Source organism: Flavobacterium nackdongense (assembly GCF_004355225.1).
Lineage (GTDB): Bacteria > Bacteroidota > Bacteroidia > Flavobacteriales > Flavobacteriaceae > Flavobacterium > Flavobacterium nackdongense.
Genome location: NZ_CP037933.1, coordinates 1,071,836 through 1,089,014 on the forward strand (window position 1 = coordinate 1,071,836; position 17,179 = coordinate 1,089,014).

Here is a 17,179-nt window from a genome sequence, read left to right on the forward strand (position 1 = left end):
CAAAATGGAAAATAAAAAAGTAGTATTAGCATATAGTGGAGGATTAGACACATCGTATTGTCTAAAATATTTGAAAAATGAACAAGGATACGAAGTGCACACCGTATTAATCAATACAGGAGGATTCGACGATGCCGAATTACAAGCCATCGAAGACAGAGCCTACGAATTAGGAAGTGCTAAACACGCCAACTTGACTATTTTAGACAAATATTACGACAAAGCCATCAAATATTTGGTTTATGGTAATGTATTAAAAAACAATACGTATCCTTTATCGGTAAGTGCGGAACGTGTTTTCCAAGCAATCGAAGCCATAAAATACGCTAAATCTGTTGGAGCGACTGCTATCGCTCACGGAAGTACCGGTGCTGGAAATGACCAAATTCGTTTTGACTTGATTTTCCAAACTATCGCTCCCGAAATTGAAATCATCACTCCTATTCGTGACTTGAAATTATCTCGTCAGGAAGAAGTAGATTATTTGGCTAAAAATGGCGTACATTATTCTTGGGAAAAAGCGCAATATTCTATCAACAAAGGACTTTGGGGAACAAGTATTGGAGGAAAAGAAACATTAAACGCAAAATTACCGCTTCCGAACGAGGCTTATCCTTCGCAACTGACAAAAGAAGGAGAAGAGAAGGTAACTTTAGAATTTTTGAAAGGAGAATTAGTAGCTGTAAATGGTAAAAAAGACAAACCATCCAATAATATTGTCGCGCTAGAAAAACTAGCCAGTGCTTATGCAATCGGTAGAGATATTCACGTGGGTGACACGATTATCGGAATCAAAGGAAGAGTTGGTTTTGAAGCTGCTGCTCCTTTAATCATCATCAAAGCACACCATTTATTGGAGAAACATACGCTTGGAAAATGGCAACAATATTGGAAAGAACAACTGGGAAACTGGTACGGAATGTTGTTTCACGAAGGGCAATTTTTGGATCCTGTAATGAGAAACATCGAAACTTTTCTGGAAGACACTCAAAAAACCGTAAATGGAACCGTAACCGTTTCTTTGAAACCGTACCACTTTTCATTAGACGGAATCGAATCGGATAATGATTTGATGAATACTGGTTTTGGACAATACGGCGAAATGAACAATGCCTGGACATCTGACGATGCGAAAGGATTTATCAAAATTTTGGGTAATGCTCAAAACATATTTTCATCTGTGAATAAGGAGACTTACGAGTAAATAAAATTCAAACGCATAGAATCATAGTAAAAAGAATTAGATAGACCATTCTGTATTCACATAGCTATGTTTTACTTTAAAAAGTGAAACGCCTTATTTATTTAATAAAAGCTATGCCTCTATGTGTTTAAAAATAATCTAATTTGAATTGTTAAATATCAATTCGAATACTTTTAAATATTAAAGTTATGATTTCAATAGGTATAATTGGCGGTTCTGGATATACTGCAGGAGAATTAATTAGAATTCTAATGTTTCACCCGAATGCCAAATTGGATTTTGTGTACAGCACGACCAATGCTGGAAAACCACTTTCGGTTGCGCACCACGATTTGTTGGGCGATATCGAAATGAATTTTACCGACGCTATAAATCCCAATGTGGATGTTGTTTTCTTGTGCTTAGGACACGGGAAATCCATCTCCTTTTTGGATGAAAATCAGTTTTCTGACTCCACCAAAATCATCGATTTAGGAAATGATTTTAGATTGCTAAAAGACAAAGACTTTAACGGAAAAACTTTTGTTTACGGTTTACCGGAATTAAACAAAACGGACATTAAAAATGCCCAATATATTGCCAATCCGGGCTGTTTTGCAACAGCCATTCAATTGGCGTTATTACCTTTGGCCACCCACGGATTGTTGAATGATGACGTACATATCAACGCTACAACAGGAAGTACGGGAGCCGGAGTAAGTCTGTCTGAAACATCCCATTTTAGTTGGAGAAACAACAATATGTCGCATTACAAAGCTTTTGACCATCAACATTTGGGAGAGATCAATCAAACATTGAATCAGCTGCAAACAACTTTCAAAGATGAGGTCATTTTCGTTCCCAACAGAGGTGATTTCACTAGAGGAATTTTTGCAACATTATATACCAAAACCGACGAAAGTTTAGAAGATTTGTTAGCAAAATACCAAGCATATTATGCCGATCAGCCGTTTGTAACGGTTACAAATACTAATATCAATTTGAAACAAGTGGTGCAAACGAACAAATGCATTATCAGTTTAATGAAAAAAGGAAACCGGATTTTGATTACTTCGGTAATCGATAATTTGATAAAAGGAGCTTCAGGACAAGCCATTCAGAATATGAATTTAATGTTTGGTTTGGACGAAAGCACAGGATTGCATTTGAAACCAAGTGGATTCTAGCACCCTAACCCCCGAAGGGGGAACAAAGGAGTCAAAATAAAATAATTAAAAAATAAAGACAACACCCCCCGTTGTTCAAGTTCCCCCTCCTTCGGAGGGGGTTAGGGGGAGGCTAATTATGAACTTATTTGACGTTTACCCATTATATCCTATTACACCTGTAAAAGCTTTAGACTGCACCATTACAGACGATAAAGGAATCGAATATTTAGATTTATACTCTGGTCATGGAGTAATTTCTATAGGTCACACCCAACCGGATTATGTGGCCAAAGTAAAAGAACAATTGGATAATTTGAGCTTTTACTCGAATGCCATCCAAAATCCATTGCAGGTAGAATTGGCAGAAAAATTAGGAAAAGCTTCCGGCTTAACTGATTTCAACTTATTCCTTTGCAGTTCTGGGGCCGAAGCCAATGAAAATGCCTTGAAAATGGCTTCTTTTCATACTAATAAATCAAGAGTAATCGCTTTTGACAATTCATTCCACGGAAGAACCTCGGCGGCTGTTGCAGTTACCGACAACAAAAAGATTGTGGCACCTTTAAACGCACAACAAGTGGTTACCTTCTTGCCGTTGAACCAAATTGATCTGGTTGAAACTGAGTTAAAAAAAGGCGACGTAGCTTGTGTAATCATCGAGCCTATTCAAGGAGTTGGTGGTTTGGATCAAGGAACAACCGAATTCTTTCAAGCTTTGGAAAAAATTTGCGCTGCCAATGATGTCGTTTTAATTTTAGACGAAGTTCAATCCGGGTACGGAAGAAGCGGAAAATTTTTTGCACACCAACACCACGGAATCCATCCCGATATCGTAACCACTGCCAAAGGAATGGGGAACGGTTTTCCGATTGGAGGCGTTTTGATTTCACCTAAATTCAAAGCAAGTTATGGTTTATTGGGAACTACTTTTGGAGGAAGTCATTTGGCTTGTGCTGCCGGTATTGCCGTTTTGGACGTGATGGAAAGCAAAAATCTAATGGAAAATGCCAATAAAGTAGCGGAATACTTTTTTGAAGCCATCAAAGTGATACCTGAAATCATCAAAGTAAAAGGAAGAGGATTGATGCTGGGCGTTGAATTTGATTTTGACGTGAGTGCCTTGAGAAAGAAAATGATTATCGAAAAACATATTTTTACTGGTGGGGCCAACAATAAAAATCTATTGAGAATTTTACCTCCATTGACAATTACAACGGATGCTATCGATACATTTATCGTGGCTTTGCAGGAATCATTGGCTGAATTGAAATAATGATATTGCTTAAAAATTAAATAATGAAAAACGATTATTTTATTTTATCAAATACGACTTTTTTACTTGAAGAATATAAAAACAATACAGTAACTATTCCCTTTTCTGACTCTTTTAATCAATTGAAAGAATCAGAAATGACTACTGAAACGTTTAACTTTTATACTTCAGTAGCCACAATTGCTTCGTCAAAAATTGAAGGCGAAACATTGGAAATAGACAGTTATTTAAAACATAAAATGCTCGCAATTGATTATAAGAAAGATTTGGTCGAAAAACCAAATGATTTATACCAAGCTTACATATTTGCACAAAATAATAGCTTGACAAAGACTAATTTTTGTAAAAGTCATTCCTTAATTTCGAAGCATTTACTTCCTAAAAACAAACAAGGAATTTGCAGAACAGCAAATATGCTTGTAATGGAACATCAAACATTTAGAATACAATATGAAGCAGCACCAGCCAATGAAGTTACGCTCCTATTTGAAAAATTTTGGTTAGAAATTGAAAAAATAAAAAAAAGAGACCTTACAATTCAAGAAGTCTTTTTCTTTGCATCGATGATTCATTTGGTTTTTGTGAACATTCATCCTTTTGAAGATGGAAATGGAAGAGCAGCAAGACTGTTAGAAAAATGGTTTATTTCTGAAAAATTAGGGGCGAAAGCTTGGTTTTTACAAAGTGAATTGAACTATTACAAGAATGTGGATGCCTATTACAAAAATTTGAACAAGCTAGGGATTTTTTATGAACAATTAGATTATACAAAAGCGCTGCCCTTTTTATTAATGTTACCACAATCAATCAATTCAGATTACCAAAAATAAAAATATGAACACATTATTATCCATAGCAAAAAGAAATGCGGTTTTAAGCCGAATGGCGGAACTTCTCGAACAAGAAAGAGCCAATCTTAAAAGCATCAATCAACAGGATATAAGCAATTATTCTGGTGAGGATTTGGCTATGGAAAAACGTTTGTTGGTGAACGATGCCAAAATTGACGGAATGATTTTGTCGATGCAACAATTGGCTAGTCAAGAAGATCCTGTTGGCGTGGAAAGATTCCATTTTGTACACGACAATGGGCTAAAAATCACCAACAAAACCGCAGCTTTTGGAACCATAATGATCATTTACGAATCCAGACCCGACGTAACGGTTGAAGCCGGTGGAATTGCATTCAAATCCGGAAACAAAATCTTGTTGAAAGGAGGAAAAGAATCTTTGTTATCCAATTTGAAAATTGTTTCGCTTTGGCACCAAGCCTTGGAAGAAAATGAGATTTCTAAAGATTGGGTTGAATATTTGAATTACAATCGTGTCGAAACTCAGGCTTTTCTAGAAAACCCAACACAAAAAGTCGATTTAATCGTTCCTCGTGGTGGCGAACAATTGATTGCTTTTACAAAGAAACACGCTACTTGCCCAGTAATTGTTAGCGGTCGAGGAAATAATTTCTTGTACATCAACAAAGAAGCCGATTTACAAAAAGCACTAGACATTATCATCAACGGAAAAACAACCAACATAGGAGTTTGCAATGCTTTGGATAAAGTTTTGATTGATTCCAATTTAAAAAACTGGGACCATTTTGCCGCTAAATTAGTAGCTGAATTACGCAACTATAAAGTTGAAATTTTGGGAGACGAACGTTTTTCAAAAGCAACAAATGTTCCCCAAATTGAATCGGATTTGATTTGGTACGAAGAGTTTTTGAATTATAAAATTGTTGTTGGAATTGTGGATTCTAACGAGGAAGCAGTAACTAAAATCAACAAATACTGCGGTGGACATTCGGCTTCGATCATAACCACCAATGATGCAGTTGCCCAAGAATTTATGGAGCAAGTAGATTGTGCAGCGGTGTATCAAAACGCTTCTACCCGATTTACTGATGGCGGGCAATTTGGTTTGGGAGGCGAATTGGCGATCAGCACAGATAAATTGCATCAACGCGGCCCAATAGGTTTGCAACATTTAGTCACTAATAAATGGTATATTTACGGTGAAGGACAGGTTAGATGAAAAATCTAAAAAATTGAAAAAATTGAAAAATCTAAAAGTTTTTTTTGGATGATTTTTTTTAGATTCTTTTGATTTTTTAAATTCTTTAGATTCATAAATATAAAATAATGACAAAAAAAAGAATATTATTAAAGCTCGGTAGCAATACATTAACCAAAGAAACCGATCACATTTCGAGAGGAAAGATTGAAGATATTGGAATACAGATTGCCGCTTTACAGGACGAGTATGAGTTTATAATCGTGAGTTCCGGTGCCATTGCGGCGGCAAAACAATTTGTAAAACTGGACAATCACGACAAAGATGTCTTTGTAAAACAAGCCTTGGCCTCTATCGGTCAACCCCATTTGATGCGGATTTACCACGAAAATTTCAGTGATTTGGGTTTGCATACTTCACAATGTTTGCTTTCCTATTCAGATTTTGAAAAAAAACAAACCAAAACCAATATCGTCAACACGATAAATGTCTTGGTCAAAAACAGCTATATTCCAATTATTAATGAAAATGATACGGTTGCCACAGATGAAATTAAGTTTGGCGACAATGATAAATTAGCTGCTTTAACTGCGGTACTTTTAAACGTTGATATTCTTATAATTGCAACAAATACAAACGGAATTTACACCAAAGCATCCATCAATAATGAATTTCCCGAAACCATTGAATTGGTAACCGATTTAAGCGTTTTAGAAAAAGAAATTGGAGATAAAAAATCGTCACACGGAACGGGCGGAATGCAATCCAAAATTGATTCGGCAGCAATTGCAAAAGCAGCTAATATCGAAACTTGGATTATCAACGGACTGGAAGATAACTTTATTTTGAAAGGTTTGAAGAATGAAATTGCTTTTACGAAGATTGTATAAGAATGTCTGTGTGGTTAATCTGCAATTCGATTAACCGCCTAAACAATTAACCGATTAAACTATAAAAAAATGAACTTTATATCCATACAAAACATAGATTCACTCGAAAATTGGGTGAAACAAGCGTTAAAAATCAAAAAAAATCCGCTTAAAAATAAAAAACTAGGCAAGAACAAAACACTAGTAATGTTGTTCTTTAATTCTAGCTTAAGAACCCGATTGAGTACCCAAAAAGCAGCCCTAAATTTGGGAATGGATGTGATGGTGATGAACTTTGGCAGCGAAGGTTGGACATTGGAATATGAAGATGGAGCTATTATGGATCAAGGCGCTTCAGAACACATCAAAGAAGCGGCTGCGGTAGTTTCTCAATACGCAGACATCATTGCTATCAGGGCTTTTGCAGGATTGGTGGACAAAGACAAAGACAATGCCGAAACGGTAATTTCTGGTTTTTTGAAATACGCTACCGTGCCAATTGTCAATATGGAAAGTGCCACCGGACATCCGATGCAATCCCTTGCCGATGCTATCACAATGGCGGAACACAAAACGGAACACAGACCAAAAGTGGTCCTGACTTGGGCGCCACATCCACGTGCTTTGCCACAAGCTGTTCCCAATTCCTTTGTAGAAATGATGCAAAAACAAACTGAAATGGACTTTGTAATCACGCATCCCAAAGGTTATGAACTGAATCCCGAAATTACCAAAGATTCCATCATAGAATACGATCAAGACAAAGCTTTCGAGAAAGCCGATTTTATCTATGCTAAAAACTGGAGCAATTATAAAGAATATGGACAAATCACGAATTCCGACCCGAATTGGACCGTGACTGCCGAAAAAATGGCGTTAACCAATAATGCTAAATTTATGCACTGTTTGCCAGTTCGTAGAAACGTAATTGTGACTGACGAAGTGATTGACAGCGAAAATTCAGTGGTTATCGAACAAGCGAATAATAGAACTTACTCAGCTCAATTAGTATTACAGAAGATTTTAGAAAATAGAAAATAGTGAAGATTTGGCAACTTTTAGAAAGTTGTCAAATCAAAAATTTTCAACACTTTCAAATCTAAACAAAAGAAAAATGTCAGATAAAAAACCTCTTTCAATAATCAAAATTGGTGGTAACATCATCGATAATCCTGTGGAATTGTCTGAATTCCTGTCTGATTTTTCTAAAATTGAAGGGAACAAAATTCTAGTTCACGGAGGTGGAAAATCGGCTACCAAAATGGCGCAAAGTATTGGCTTGGTTCCCCAAATGATTGACGGACGGAGAATTACCGACAAACCAATGCTGGATGTCGTCGTGATGATTTATGCCGGTGAAATCAACAAAAATATCGTGGCACAATTGCAGGCCAATAACACCAATGCAATGGGATTTTCAGGTGCTGACGGTAACTTAATTCAGTCCACCAAAAGAAACCATCCCACAATCGATTATGGTTTTGTGGGAGACGTTCAAAAAGTAAATACACCACTTTTGCAGACTTTAATCAATAGCAGAATCGTGCCCGTCTTTTGTGCCATTACGCACGACAAAAAAGGTCAATTATTAAATACCAATGCAGATACCATTGCCAGTGAATTAGCCATTGCCGCATCGGAAGCTTTTGAAGTGACCTTAAGTTATTGCTTCGAAAAAGCGGGAGTTTTAACGGATGTAGAGGATGAGAATTCGGTAATCCAACAAATCAATTCGGCTCTTTACGACAAATTAAAAACCGAAGGTGCCATTCATTCCGGAATGATTCCAAAATTGGACAACTGTTTCAATAGTTTGTCCAAGGGAGTTCAAAAAATAAAAATCGGACATCACAAAATGTTGAAAGACGAGACGGCTATTGGTACGAGTATAGAATTATAAATAATTTCTCCAATCAATATGAGTAAAGTAATTGACAAGCAATCAGCAAAACATTATTTTTGGGGAGAAGGATGCGATAGTTGGGTTTTAGCTGATACTGATGGATTATCGGTAAAACAAGAAAGTATGCCAAACGGAACAAAAGAAAAATTACATTTTCATACAAATGCACAACAATTTTTCTTTGTTTTAAAGGGTACTGCAACATTTTATTTGAATAATGAAATTGAAATTATAAAAGAACAAAATGGGATTTTGATAGAGCCAAAAACCAAACATTATATTGCTAATGAAACAGATGAAGTACTAGATTTTCTAGTAATTTCTCAACCAACAACTAATAATGATCGGATAATAATTTAAAACCTTCGTGACTTTGTGTCTTCGTGGCAAAAAAAGTGCCTTCGGGTAAAAAATAAAATATGAAAAACATAGAAACCCTTATAAAAGAAGCTATAGCGTTATTAGAATTGCTGATTGAAACACCTTCCTTTTCGGGTGAGGAAGATCAAACAGCCCTTTTAATCGAAAATTGGTTTACACAAAATAGCATTCCGTTCGAAAGAGAGAACAATAACATTTGGGCTTTCAATAAATATTTTGACAAATCCAAACCCACGCTTTTACTCAATTCTCACCACGATACCGTGAAACCGAATCAAGGATATACTAAAAATCCTTTTGAAGCTATTGTTGAGGACGGAAAATTATTTGGCTTAGGGAGTAATGACGCCGGAGGCTGTTTGGTTTCGCTCATCGCTACTTTCACCCATTTTTATGCCAATGAAAATCTGCCTTATAATATTGTGATTGTTGCTTCGGCGGAAGAAGAAAACAGTGGAAAAAATGGATTAAATAGTGTATTGAAACATTTGCCAGAACTAGAATGCGCCATTGTGGGCGAACCTACTTTAATGCAATTGGCTATAGCCGAAAAAGGATTATTAGTTTTGGATGTGGTTGTAAAAGGCACGGCAAGTCACGCTGCACACAACAATCCCGACAATCCTATTTATAATGCAATGCCTGTAATTGACTGGTTCAAAACCTATCAATTTGAAAAAATATCGGAGGTTTTGGGGCCTATAAAAATGACTGTAACCCAAATTAATGCAGGTAAGCAACACAATGTAGTTCCAGCCGAATGTCATTTGGTTGTTGATATCCGAGTGAATGATTGCTATAACAATATCGAAATTCTAGAAACTGTAAGATCCAATGTAAACGCCGAAATCACGCCACGTTCAATGCACTTGAATGCTTCATCTATTCCTATTTCACACGGATTGGTACAAGCAGGGATAGCATTAGGAAGAACCACTTACGGCTCGCCTACTCTATCCGATCAATCGGTTTTGTATTGCAAATCATTGAAATTGGGTCCTGGAGAAAGCCTGCGTTCGCACTCGGCAGACGAATTTATATATATCAACGAAATAGAAGAAGGAATCGATTTATATATCAAAATATTGACTGATTTTTTTAGGAGCTAATCCCGCTATCCGTTACAATCTTTTATGGCGAACGCCGCCATAAAAGGATTTTCACTACTATCGGGGCTAGGACTGACAGAAGAAAAGAACATTATTGAAATTTAAAAAAACTTTGTGAATCTTTGAGCTTTCTTTGCGAAGCTCAGCGAAACAAAACAAAAAATACACTTATGAAACTTTGGGAAAAAGGAATACCAACAGACAAACAAATAGAACATTTCACCGTTGGGAACGACCGTGAATTAGACTTGGTCCTCGCCAAATACGATGCATTAGGTTCCATCGCGCACGCTAAAATGTTGCATCAAATTGGGCTTTTAACCGAAGAAGAAACCGATTCTTTAGTTCTGGCTTTGGAAGACATCATTGTCGATGCCGAAAAAGGCGAATTCGAAATTGACGAGAGTTTTGAAGATGTTCATTCCAAAATCGAGTATCTTTTAACTACCAAATTAGGTGATGCAGGAAAGAAAATCCACACGGCTCGTTCCCGTAATGATCAGGTTTTGGTGGACGTGAATTTATACCTAAAAGACGTGGTAACCGAATTCAAATCGCAAGTAAAAACCTTATTTGATTTGTTAATGGAATCGGCAGATAAATACCAAAATGTTTTGTTGCCGGGTTACACCCATTTGCAAATTGCGATGCCTTCTTCCTTTGGAATGTGGTTTTCTGCCTATGCCGAAACTTTGATTGATGATATCACAATGCTGAATGCCGCCTTGAAAATCGTGGACCAAAATCCACTGGGTTCAGCTGCGGGTTACGGAAGCTCCTTCCCTATCAACAGAACATTTACTACTGAAGAATTGGGTTTTGAAACCTTAAAATACAATTCGGTTGCCGCACAAATGAGCCGTGGAAAATCAGAGAAAACGGTAGCTTTTGCGATGAGTAGCGTTGCCGCAACCTTGGCGAAATTTTCAATGGACGTTTGTTTGTATATGAGCCAAAATTTTGATTTTATCACTTTGCCGGCCCATTTAACGACAGGTTCTAGTATTATGCCCCACAAGAAAAACCCAGATGTTTTTGAGTTGATTCGTGGAAAATGCAACAAAATCCAAGCCTTGCCTTATGAAATTACTTTAATAACCAACAACTTACCAAGCGGGTACCATCGTGATTTACAATTATTGAAAGAAGGATTGTTTCCAGCGATTCAAAACCTAAAAGCCTGTTTGGATATTGCCATTTTCTCCATCAAGGATATCAAAGTAAAAGACAATATTTTGGCCGATAAAAAATACGATTATCTATTTACAGTTGATACTTTAAACGAAATGGTGGTCGCAGGAATGCCGTTTAGAGATGCCTACAAAGCAGTTGCAGAACAATTGGAAAACGGTACTTTTCAATCGCCTACAGCAACCAAACACACCCACGAAGGAAGTATCAACAACCTTTGTTTGGAGGAGATTAAGGCAAAAATGAAATTGGCATTTTAAGCTATTCAACCAAAAAAACAAAGCCACAAATTCAGGAGTTAATGTGTCTTAATTTTTGAATTTATGGCTTTTTCTATACTTAGAAATCCGTTATAATTTGTGCTAATTTGTGGTAATTTGTGGCAAAAAAAATCTACAACTTCACCTTCAACTCCGCAGCATCAATATCGCTATGAGAAACATCATAAACCGATTTTCCTTCCTTGATTAATAACAATTGTGGCGATTGATGTTGCACTCCAAAACGGTTAGCAATTTCATTGGAAATGTCCCGATGCGCTAATAAATCTAAAAAATATGTAGCGACGTTATTTTCAGTAAAGACGTTGCATTGCAACGTCTCTATCTCAAATTGCTTCAACGCCGTTCGGCTAACGATACAACGGGTGCTATGTTTAAAAATCACAACGGGTTTTTCGTTCGAAATATTGATTATTTCATTCAATTGCCCCAAATCTTGTAACGGAATCCAATTGATTTTACTGTTAGAATTGTTTTGTTTTTCGGAACTTCCGAAAAGATTTGAAAATACACTCATTTTGTCGTTTTTTAAGTCATTTTGTCGTTCTTATCCCTTTATTTACAGTCAAAATGTCGTAACTTTAAGGATGGAATACCATTTGACGATTATTTGCCAAAGCTAGTTAAATTACTACTAACAAAAAACTATAAACTAAAAACAACAAACAAAATGAACATCAATAAATTTACGATCAAATCGCAGGAAGCCATTCAGCTTTCTCAGCAATTGGCTCAGAGTTTTGGACAACAACAAATAGAAAATGAACACATTTTGAAGGCTATTTTTGAAGTCGATGAAAACGTGGCGCCTTTTATTTTGAAAAAACTAAATGTAAATATTCCGTTGTTCCAACAAATATTGGACAGTACCATCCAAAGCTTTCCAAAAGTTTCTGGTGGCGAAATTATGCTTTCCAGAACGGCCAACTCAACATTGACAGAGGCGGAAATCATTGCCAAAAAAATGAACGATGAGTTCGTTTCCATCGAACATTTAATCTTGGCCATTTTTGGTTCTAAGAGTAAGGTAGCCCAAATCCTGAAAGACCAAGGCGTAACCGGAAAAGGCTTGAAAGCCGCCATCGACGAACTTCGAAAAGGAGAAAGAGTAACTTCAGCTTCAGCCGAAGAAACGTATAATTCCTTGAATAAATTCGCCAAAAACCTCAACGAATTGGCGCGAACTGGCAAACTCGACCCAGTAATTGGTCGTGACGAAGAAATTCGTAGAGTGTTGCAAATCTTGACGCGTCGAACCAAAAACAACCCGATGTTGGTTGGTGAGCCTGGTGTGGGTAAAACCGCCATTGCCGAAGGTCTCGCACACCGAATTGTAGATGGAGACGTTCCCGAAAACCTCAAAGACAAAATCGTGTTTTCACTCGATATGGGCGCCTTGATTGCCGGAGCCAAATACAAAGGAGAATTCGAAGAACGTCTGAAATCAGTAGTGAAAGAAGTAACCGCTGCCGAAGGTGATATTGTACTTTTCATTGATGAAATCCATACCCTTGTGGGTGCCGGAGGTGGCGAAGGTGCGATGGATGCGGCAAACATCCTGAAACCGGCTTTGGCTCGTGGCGAACTGCGTGCCATTGGTGCAACCACTTTGGACGAATACCAAAAATATTTCGAAAAGGACAAAGCACTCGAACGTCGTTTCCAAAAAGTAATGATTGAGGAACCCGATACCGAAAGTGCCATTTCTATCCTTCGTGGTATCAAAGAAAAATACGAAACTCATCATAAAGTACAGATAAAAGACGATGCTATCATTGCTGCCGTCGAACTATCGCAACGCTATATCACCAACCGATTTTTGCCAGACAAAGCCATCGATTTAATGGACGAAGCGGCATCTAAAATTCGTATGGAAATCAATTCGAAACCCGAAGAATTGGATGTTTTGGATCGAAAAATTATGCAATTGGAAATCGAAATTGCCGCCATCAAACGCGAGAAAGACGAAAGCAAACTAAAAGCTTTGGGAATGGATTTGGCGAACCTGAAAGACGACCGAAACGAAATTTTCAGCAAATGGAAATCCGAGAAAGATGTAGTCGATAACATTCAAGCCGTAAAAACCGAAATCGAAGACTTCAAATACGAAGCCGAACGTGCCGAACGCGAAGGCGATTACGGAAAAGTAGCCGAAATTCGGTACGGAAAAATCAAGGAAGCACAGGAACGTTTGGATGGGTTCCAAAAACAATTGGCCGAAGACCAAAAAGGAGGAACTTCATTAATCAAAGAAGAAGTAACCCGTGAAGACATAGCCGAAGTAGTCGCCAAATGGACCGGAATTCCTGTAATGAAAATGCTGCAAGGCGAAAGAGAAAAACTTTTGAAACTCGAAGACGAATTGCACCGCAGAGTCGTAGGTCAGGAAGAAGCCATCGAAGCCGTGAGCGATGCCGTGCGTAGAAGTCGAGCTGGATTGCAGGATATGAAAAAACCTGTGGGAACCTTCCTTTTCTTGGGAACTACAGGAGTCGGAAAAACCGAATTGGCCAAAGCCCTAGCCGAATATTTATTCGACGACGAAAACGCAATGACCCGAATCGATATGAGCGAATACCAGGAACGCCACAGCGTGAGCCGTTTGGTGGGTGCGCCTCCAGGATATGTAGGGTATGACGAAGGAGGACAATTGACCGAAGCCGTGCGCCGTAAACCCTATTCTGTGATCCTGTTGGACGAAATCGAAAAAGCGCATCCCGACACTTTCAACATCTTGTTGCAAGTTTTGGACGAAGGTCGATTGACCGACAACAAAGGACGTCTCGCCGATTTCAAAAACACAATCATCATTATGACTTCCAATTTGGGAAGCCAGATTATTCAGGATAAATTTGACAATCTAAAAGGAAGTATCGAAGCCACGACCGAAGCCGCCAAAGTGGAAGTTTTGGGCTTGTTGAAACAAACCGTTCGTCCGGAATTCATCAATCGTATTGACGAAATCGTGATGTTTACGCCTTTGACCAATGCCAATATCGCTCAAATCGTAGGCTTGCAACTGAAATCTGTCAAAAAAATGTTGGCGCTCCAAGGCATCACTTTGGACGCCACACCAGAAGCAATTGACTATCTTTCTGAGAAAGGTTATGATCCACAATTTGGAGCCCGACCTGTAAAACGTGTGATTCAAAGAGACGTGCTCAATGAATTATCCAAAGAAATTCTCTCAGGAACAATCACTACTGACAGCATCGTTTTGATTGATGCTTTTGATGGGAAATTGGTGTTTAGGAATCAGAGTGAGTTGGTACATTAATTAATTATTCATTACAAACCCTGTCAGAGTTCAAAACCCAACGCTAGCGCGAGCGTCCCGCTCGTGAACACTAACATAAACGAGACAATCATAAATTTGGAATAGGCACGAGCGGGACGCTCGCGCTAGCATATGAATTAAATAAAATTCAGTATGTTGGAAATTCCGACATACTGCTTAACACATTGCAATTTAAGAAAAAGGCTAACCTCGATTTTAAACCCATCGAATTCGATGGGTTTAGAAAATAAGCTGACTTAATTACAGAGCATATGTAACCCAAATCCTCAAACTAAACTTGGGGATTTTTTGTATTTTTACAATTCAATACTTTTTCTATGCAAGAAAACAAATCCAATATCCTCATATATCAAACTGAAGATGGAGTTACTAAAATAGAAACCCGGCTTCTGGATGAAACTGTTTGGCTTACCCAAACACAACTTTGTGAATTGTTTCAAAAGTCGAAATCTACGGTTAGCGAACACCTCAAAAACATTTTTGAGGAAAGAGAATTAAATCATATTTCAACTGTTCGGAAATTCCGAACAGTTCAATCGGAAGGCTTCGGAATCTTGCAGCTCAAACTTCATAATAAAAACAACTAAGAACAACTCATAAAAATAAGTTTATGGCAAAAAGCAAAACAATAAATGTCAAGGGAACAAATGTTTCAATTTTAAATTATGGTGTTAACGACTATATTTCATTAACCGATATTGCAAAATCTCGAAATAATTCAGAACCTTTTGCTGTCATTAATAATTGGATGCGAAGCAGGAGTACGATTGAATTTATTGGTTTATGGGAGAAACTCTGTAATGAAGATTTTAAACCTCTCGAATTCGAGAGGTTTAGAAATGAAGCAGGAAGCAATTACTTTGTACTTTCACCTCAACGCTGGATTTCTGAAACTAATGCTATTGGTATCATATCAAAATCTGGAAGATATGGTGGTACTTTTGCCCACAAAGACATTGCTTTTGAATTTGCTTCTTGGATTTCATCTGAATTCAAATTATACCTAATAGTTGAATTCCAACGCCTAAAAGACGATGAAAACGATAGGCTGAAATTAGAATGGAGTTTTCAACGTACATTGGCAAAAGTAAATTACCATATTCATACGGATGCCATAAAGCAAAATCTTATTCCGGCGGTACTTGATAAAACCAAAATCAATTTTGTGTATGCCAATGAAGCCGATTTACTCAATGTGGCATTATTTGGTCAAACAGCCAAACAATGGAGAACCGAAAATCCAGATTTGGAAGGTAATATTAGAGATGCCGCAACCATTGAACAATTAGTAGTATTATCCAATTTAGAAAGTTTAAATTCCGTTTTCATTCATCAAGGGCAATCGCAATCCGAACGATTAATTCAGCTCAATACCATTGCCATTACTCAAATGAAAGCATTAGTCAACAACAAACAAATTAAAAATTTGAACCCCTAAATCTGGCCTGAGTTGCGCAAAGTCTCAAGACTCGTACTTAATCGTATTTTTACATTGAATAATCGCAAAAAAGTAATGAAATACAACAGATACATCGATGACTCAGCATTAGTATCCGAAATAGGACTTGGGGCTTGGCAGTTAGGTAATAATTCGGGATGGCAAAGTATGTCCGAAAATAACGCCGTGGAACTAGTGCAAAAAGCCTTGGAATTAGGCATCAATTTTTTTGATACAGCACCCAATTATGGTCGCGGCACTGGCGAAGAAAGACTGGGAAAAGCACTAAAAGGGGTTGATAGAAGCTCTATAGTGCTCAATACCAAATTTGGTCATAGTGATTCGGGTAAAACGAATTATGATTCAAATTATATCCGAGAATCTTTGGAAGGCAGCCTCAAAAGATTAGGCGTTGATTATGTAGATTCGCTCATTTTGCATAATCCACCAGTAGAATATCTGGATGGCAATAAAACGGACCATTATGAACTATTGGAACGTTTGATCGAGGAAGGTAAAATAAAAGGGTATGGGGCCTCTTTAGACACCTACGACGATATGAAGTTGCTGATGGAAACAACCAATGCCAAAGTGATTGAAGCATTTTTCAATATTTTACATCAAGACACTTCACGAGCTTTTGACTTGGCTATGGCAAAAAAAGTGGCTATAATTGCAAAAATTCCTCTCGACTCCGGTTGGTTATCCGGAAAATATACTGCTCAAAGTACCTTTGATGACATCAGAAAGCGTTGGTCCAAAGAAGATATTCAAACTAGGGCACAACTTGTGAATAGAGTTAAGACCATTTTAGGTGCACAAGAAAATCTGGCACACAAAGCCATTTCGTTTTGTTTGTCATATGAAGCTGTGACTACCGTAATTCCGGGAAATGTAAATAGTGCTCAATTAGTAAATAATGTAGAAAGCATAAGCCATCCCATTTCAAAGGAACTAGTGAAAAATTTGGTATACTTTTATGAGAATGAAGTTAAGCCACTCCAGCTCCCTTGGTAAACAAAACAGAAGGAATTTGAAAAGAATAATTTATTGGGCTTTATTGAACAGATTATC

Annotated in this window: 16 protein-coding genes; 15 read left to right on the plus strand and 1 reads right to left on the minus strand. The window is 37.5% G+C overall.

The window, feature by feature from the left end; genetic code table 11:
* Positions 1 to 4: 4 nt before the first annotated feature.
* The 11 genes from E1750_RS04235 to argH all read left to right on the plus strand — a co-directional run bounded on the left by E1750_RS04235 (position 5) and on the right by argH (position 11,348).
* Positions 5 to 1,204: an argininosuccinate synthase gene (locus E1750_RS04235; protein WP_133275573.1), complete on the plus strand. Its 1,200-nt coding sequence runs from the start codon at positions 5 to 7 to the stop codon at positions 1,202 to 1,204.
* Between the two features lie 188 nt (positions 1,205 to 1,392).
* Entirely contained in the window at positions 1,393 to 2,370 is a 978-nt protein-coding gene (gene argC / locus E1750_RS04240; RefSeq protein ID WP_133275574.1) for an N-acetyl-gamma-glutamyl-phosphate reductase, read from the plus strand.
* Between the two features lie 118 nt (positions 2,371 to 2,488).
* Positions 2,489 to 3,625 (plus strand): aspartate aminotransferase family protein, encoded by a 1,137-nt coding sequence (locus E1750_RS04245; RefSeq protein ID WP_133275575.1) that lies wholly within the window; start codon positions 2,489 to 2,491, stop codon positions 3,623 to 3,625.
* Between the two features lie 23 nt (positions 3,626 to 3,648).
* Positions 3,649 to 4,455 carry a Fic family protein gene (locus tag E1750_RS04250; RefSeq protein WP_133275576.1) on the plus strand — a complete coding sequence of 269 codons (807 nt, stop codon included), beginning with the start codon at positions 3,649 to 3,651 and terminating at the stop codon, positions 4,453 to 4,455.
* A 4-nt stretch (positions 4,456 to 4,459) separates the two neighbouring features.
* Positions 4,460 to 5,656, plus strand: coding sequence for a glutamate-5-semialdehyde dehydrogenase (locus tag E1750_RS04255; protein ID WP_133275577.1), 1,197 nt, complete (start codon positions 4,460 to 4,462; stop codon positions 5,654 to 5,656).
* 107 nt (positions 5,657 to 5,763) lie between these two features.
* A complete protein-coding gene (proB, locus tag E1750_RS04260) occupies positions 5,764 to 6,525 on the plus strand; it encodes a glutamate 5-kinase (protein WP_133275578.1) in 762 nt (253 codons plus the stop codon).
* 69 nt (positions 6,526 to 6,594) lie between these two features.
* Positions 6,595 to 7,545 carry an N-acetylornithine carbamoyltransferase gene (locus E1750_RS04265; protein ID WP_133275579.1) on the plus strand — a complete coding sequence of 317 codons (951 nt, stop codon included), beginning with the start codon at positions 6,595 to 6,597 and terminating at the stop codon, positions 7,543 to 7,545.
* Between the two features lie 73 nt (positions 7,546 to 7,618).
* The gene (argB, locus tag E1750_RS04270; protein WP_133275580.1) at positions 7,619 to 8,404 is read left to right on the plus strand and encodes an acetylglutamate kinase; all 786 of its coding nucleotides are present in this window, start codon (positions 7,619 to 7,621) and stop codon (positions 8,402 to 8,404) included.
* Positions 8,405 to 8,422: 18 nt separating this feature from the next.
* The gene (locus E1750_RS04275) at positions 8,423 to 8,767 is read left to right on the plus strand and encodes a cupin domain-containing protein (RefSeq protein WP_133275581.1); all 345 of its coding nucleotides are present in this window, start codon (positions 8,423 to 8,425) and stop codon (positions 8,765 to 8,767) included.
* Positions 8,768 to 8,826: 59 nt separating this feature from the next.
* On the plus strand, positions 8,827 to 9,897 hold the full coding sequence (locus E1750_RS04280) for a M20 family metallo-hydrolase (protein WP_133275582.1): 1,071 nt from the start codon (positions 8,827 to 8,829) through the stop codon (positions 9,895 to 9,897).
* 170 nt (positions 9,898 to 10,067) lie between these two features.
* Positions 10,068 to 11,348 carry an argininosuccinate lyase gene (gene argH, locus E1750_RS04285; protein WP_133275583.1) on the plus strand — a complete coding sequence of 427 codons (1,281 nt, stop codon included), beginning with the start codon at positions 10,068 to 10,070 and terminating at the stop codon, positions 11,346 to 11,348.
* A 133-nt stretch (positions 11,349 to 11,481) separates the two neighbouring features.
* Here the strand turns inward: argH and ytxJ are convergent, their stop codons facing one another.
* On the minus strand, positions 11,482 to 11,886 hold the full coding sequence (gene ytxJ / locus E1750_RS04290; protein ID WP_133275584.1) for a bacillithiol system redox-active protein YtxJ: 405 nt from the start codon (positions 11,884 to 11,886) through the stop codon (positions 11,482 to 11,484).
* Positions 11,887 to 12,039: 153 nt separating this feature from the next.
* Here ytxJ and clpB point away from each other — a divergent pair, with 153 nt between their 5' ends.
* From clpB to E1750_RS04310, 4 genes are all read left to right on the plus strand, one after another.
* On the plus strand, positions 12,040 to 14,646 hold the full coding sequence (clpB, locus tag E1750_RS04295) for an ATP-dependent chaperone ClpB (RefSeq protein ID WP_133275585.1): 2,607 nt from the start codon (positions 12,040 to 12,042) through the stop codon (positions 14,644 to 14,646).
* Between the two features lie 338 nt (positions 14,647 to 14,984).
* Entirely contained in the window at positions 14,985 to 15,254 is a 270-nt protein-coding gene (locus E1750_RS04300; protein ID WP_133275586.1) for an ArsR family transcriptional regulator, read from the plus strand.
* A 23-nt stretch (positions 15,255 to 15,277) separates the two neighbouring features.
* Complete coding sequence (locus tag E1750_RS04305) at positions 15,278 to 16,105, plus strand: KilA-N domain-containing protein (protein ID WP_133275587.1); 828 nt, start codon at positions 15,278 to 15,280, stop codon at positions 16,103 to 16,105.
* Positions 16,106 to 16,180: 75 nt separating this feature from the next.
* Positions 16,181 to 17,122 carry an aldo/keto reductase gene (locus E1750_RS04310; RefSeq protein WP_133275588.1) on the plus strand — a complete coding sequence of 314 codons (942 nt, stop codon included), beginning with the start codon at positions 16,181 to 16,183 and terminating at the stop codon, positions 17,120 to 17,122.
* Positions 17,123 to 17,179: the final 57 nt, after the last annotated feature.

Coding starts and splice junctions, on each gene's coding strand:
- E1750_RS04310 (WP_133275588.1), top strand. CDS start 16,181: ATGAAATACAACAGATACATCGATGACTCAGCATTAGTATCCGAAATA.
- proB (WP_133275578.1), top strand. CDS start 5,764: ATGACAAAAAAAAGAATATTATTAAAGCTCGGTAGCAATACATTAACC.
- E1750_RS04265 (WP_133275579.1), top strand. CDS start 6,595: ATGAACTTTATATCCATACAAAACATAGATTCACTCGAAAATTGGGTG.
- E1750_RS04255 (WP_133275577.1), top strand. CDS start 4,460: ATGAACACATTATTATCCATAGCAAAAAGAAATGCGGTTTTAAGCCGA.
- E1750_RS04300 (WP_133275586.1), top strand. CDS start 14,985: ATGCAAGAAAACAAATCCAATATCCTCATATATCAAACTGAAGATGGA.
- E1750_RS04305 (WP_133275587.1), top strand. CDS start 15,278: ATGGCAAAAAGCAAAACAATAAATGTCAAGGGAACAAATGTTTCAATT.
- E1750_RS04275 (WP_133275581.1), top strand. CDS start 8,423: ATGAGTAAAGTAATTGACAAGCAATCAGCAAAACATTATTTTTGGGGA.
- argH (WP_133275583.1), top strand. CDS start 10,068: ATGAAACTTTGGGAAAAAGGAATACCAACAGACAAACAAATAGAACAT.
- E1750_RS04250 (WP_133275576.1), top strand. CDS start 3,649: ATGAAAAACGATTATTTTATTTTATCAAATACGACTTTTTTACTTGAA.
- clpB (WP_133275585.1), top strand. CDS start 12,040: ATGAACATCAATAAATTTACGATCAAATCGCAGGAAGCCATTCAGCTT.
- argC (WP_133275574.1), top strand. CDS start 1,393: ATGATTTCAATAGGTATAATTGGCGGTTCTGGATATACTGCAGGAGAA.
- E1750_RS04280 (WP_133275582.1), top strand. CDS start 8,827: ATGAAAAACATAGAAACCCTTATAAAAGAAGCTATAGCGTTATTAGAA.
- ytxJ (WP_133275584.1), bottom strand. CDS start 11,886: ATGAGTGTATTTTCAAATCTTTTCGGAAGTTCCGAAAAACAAAACAAT.
- E1750_RS04245 (WP_133275575.1), top strand. CDS start 2,489: ATGAACTTATTTGACGTTTACCCATTATATCCTATTACACCTGTAAAA.
- argB (WP_133275580.1), top strand. CDS start 7,619: ATGTCAGATAAAAAACCTCTTTCAATAATCAAAATTGGTGGTAACATC.
- E1750_RS04235 (WP_133275573.1), top strand. CDS start 5: ATGGAAAATAAAAAAGTAGTATTAGCATATAGTGGAGGATTAGACACA.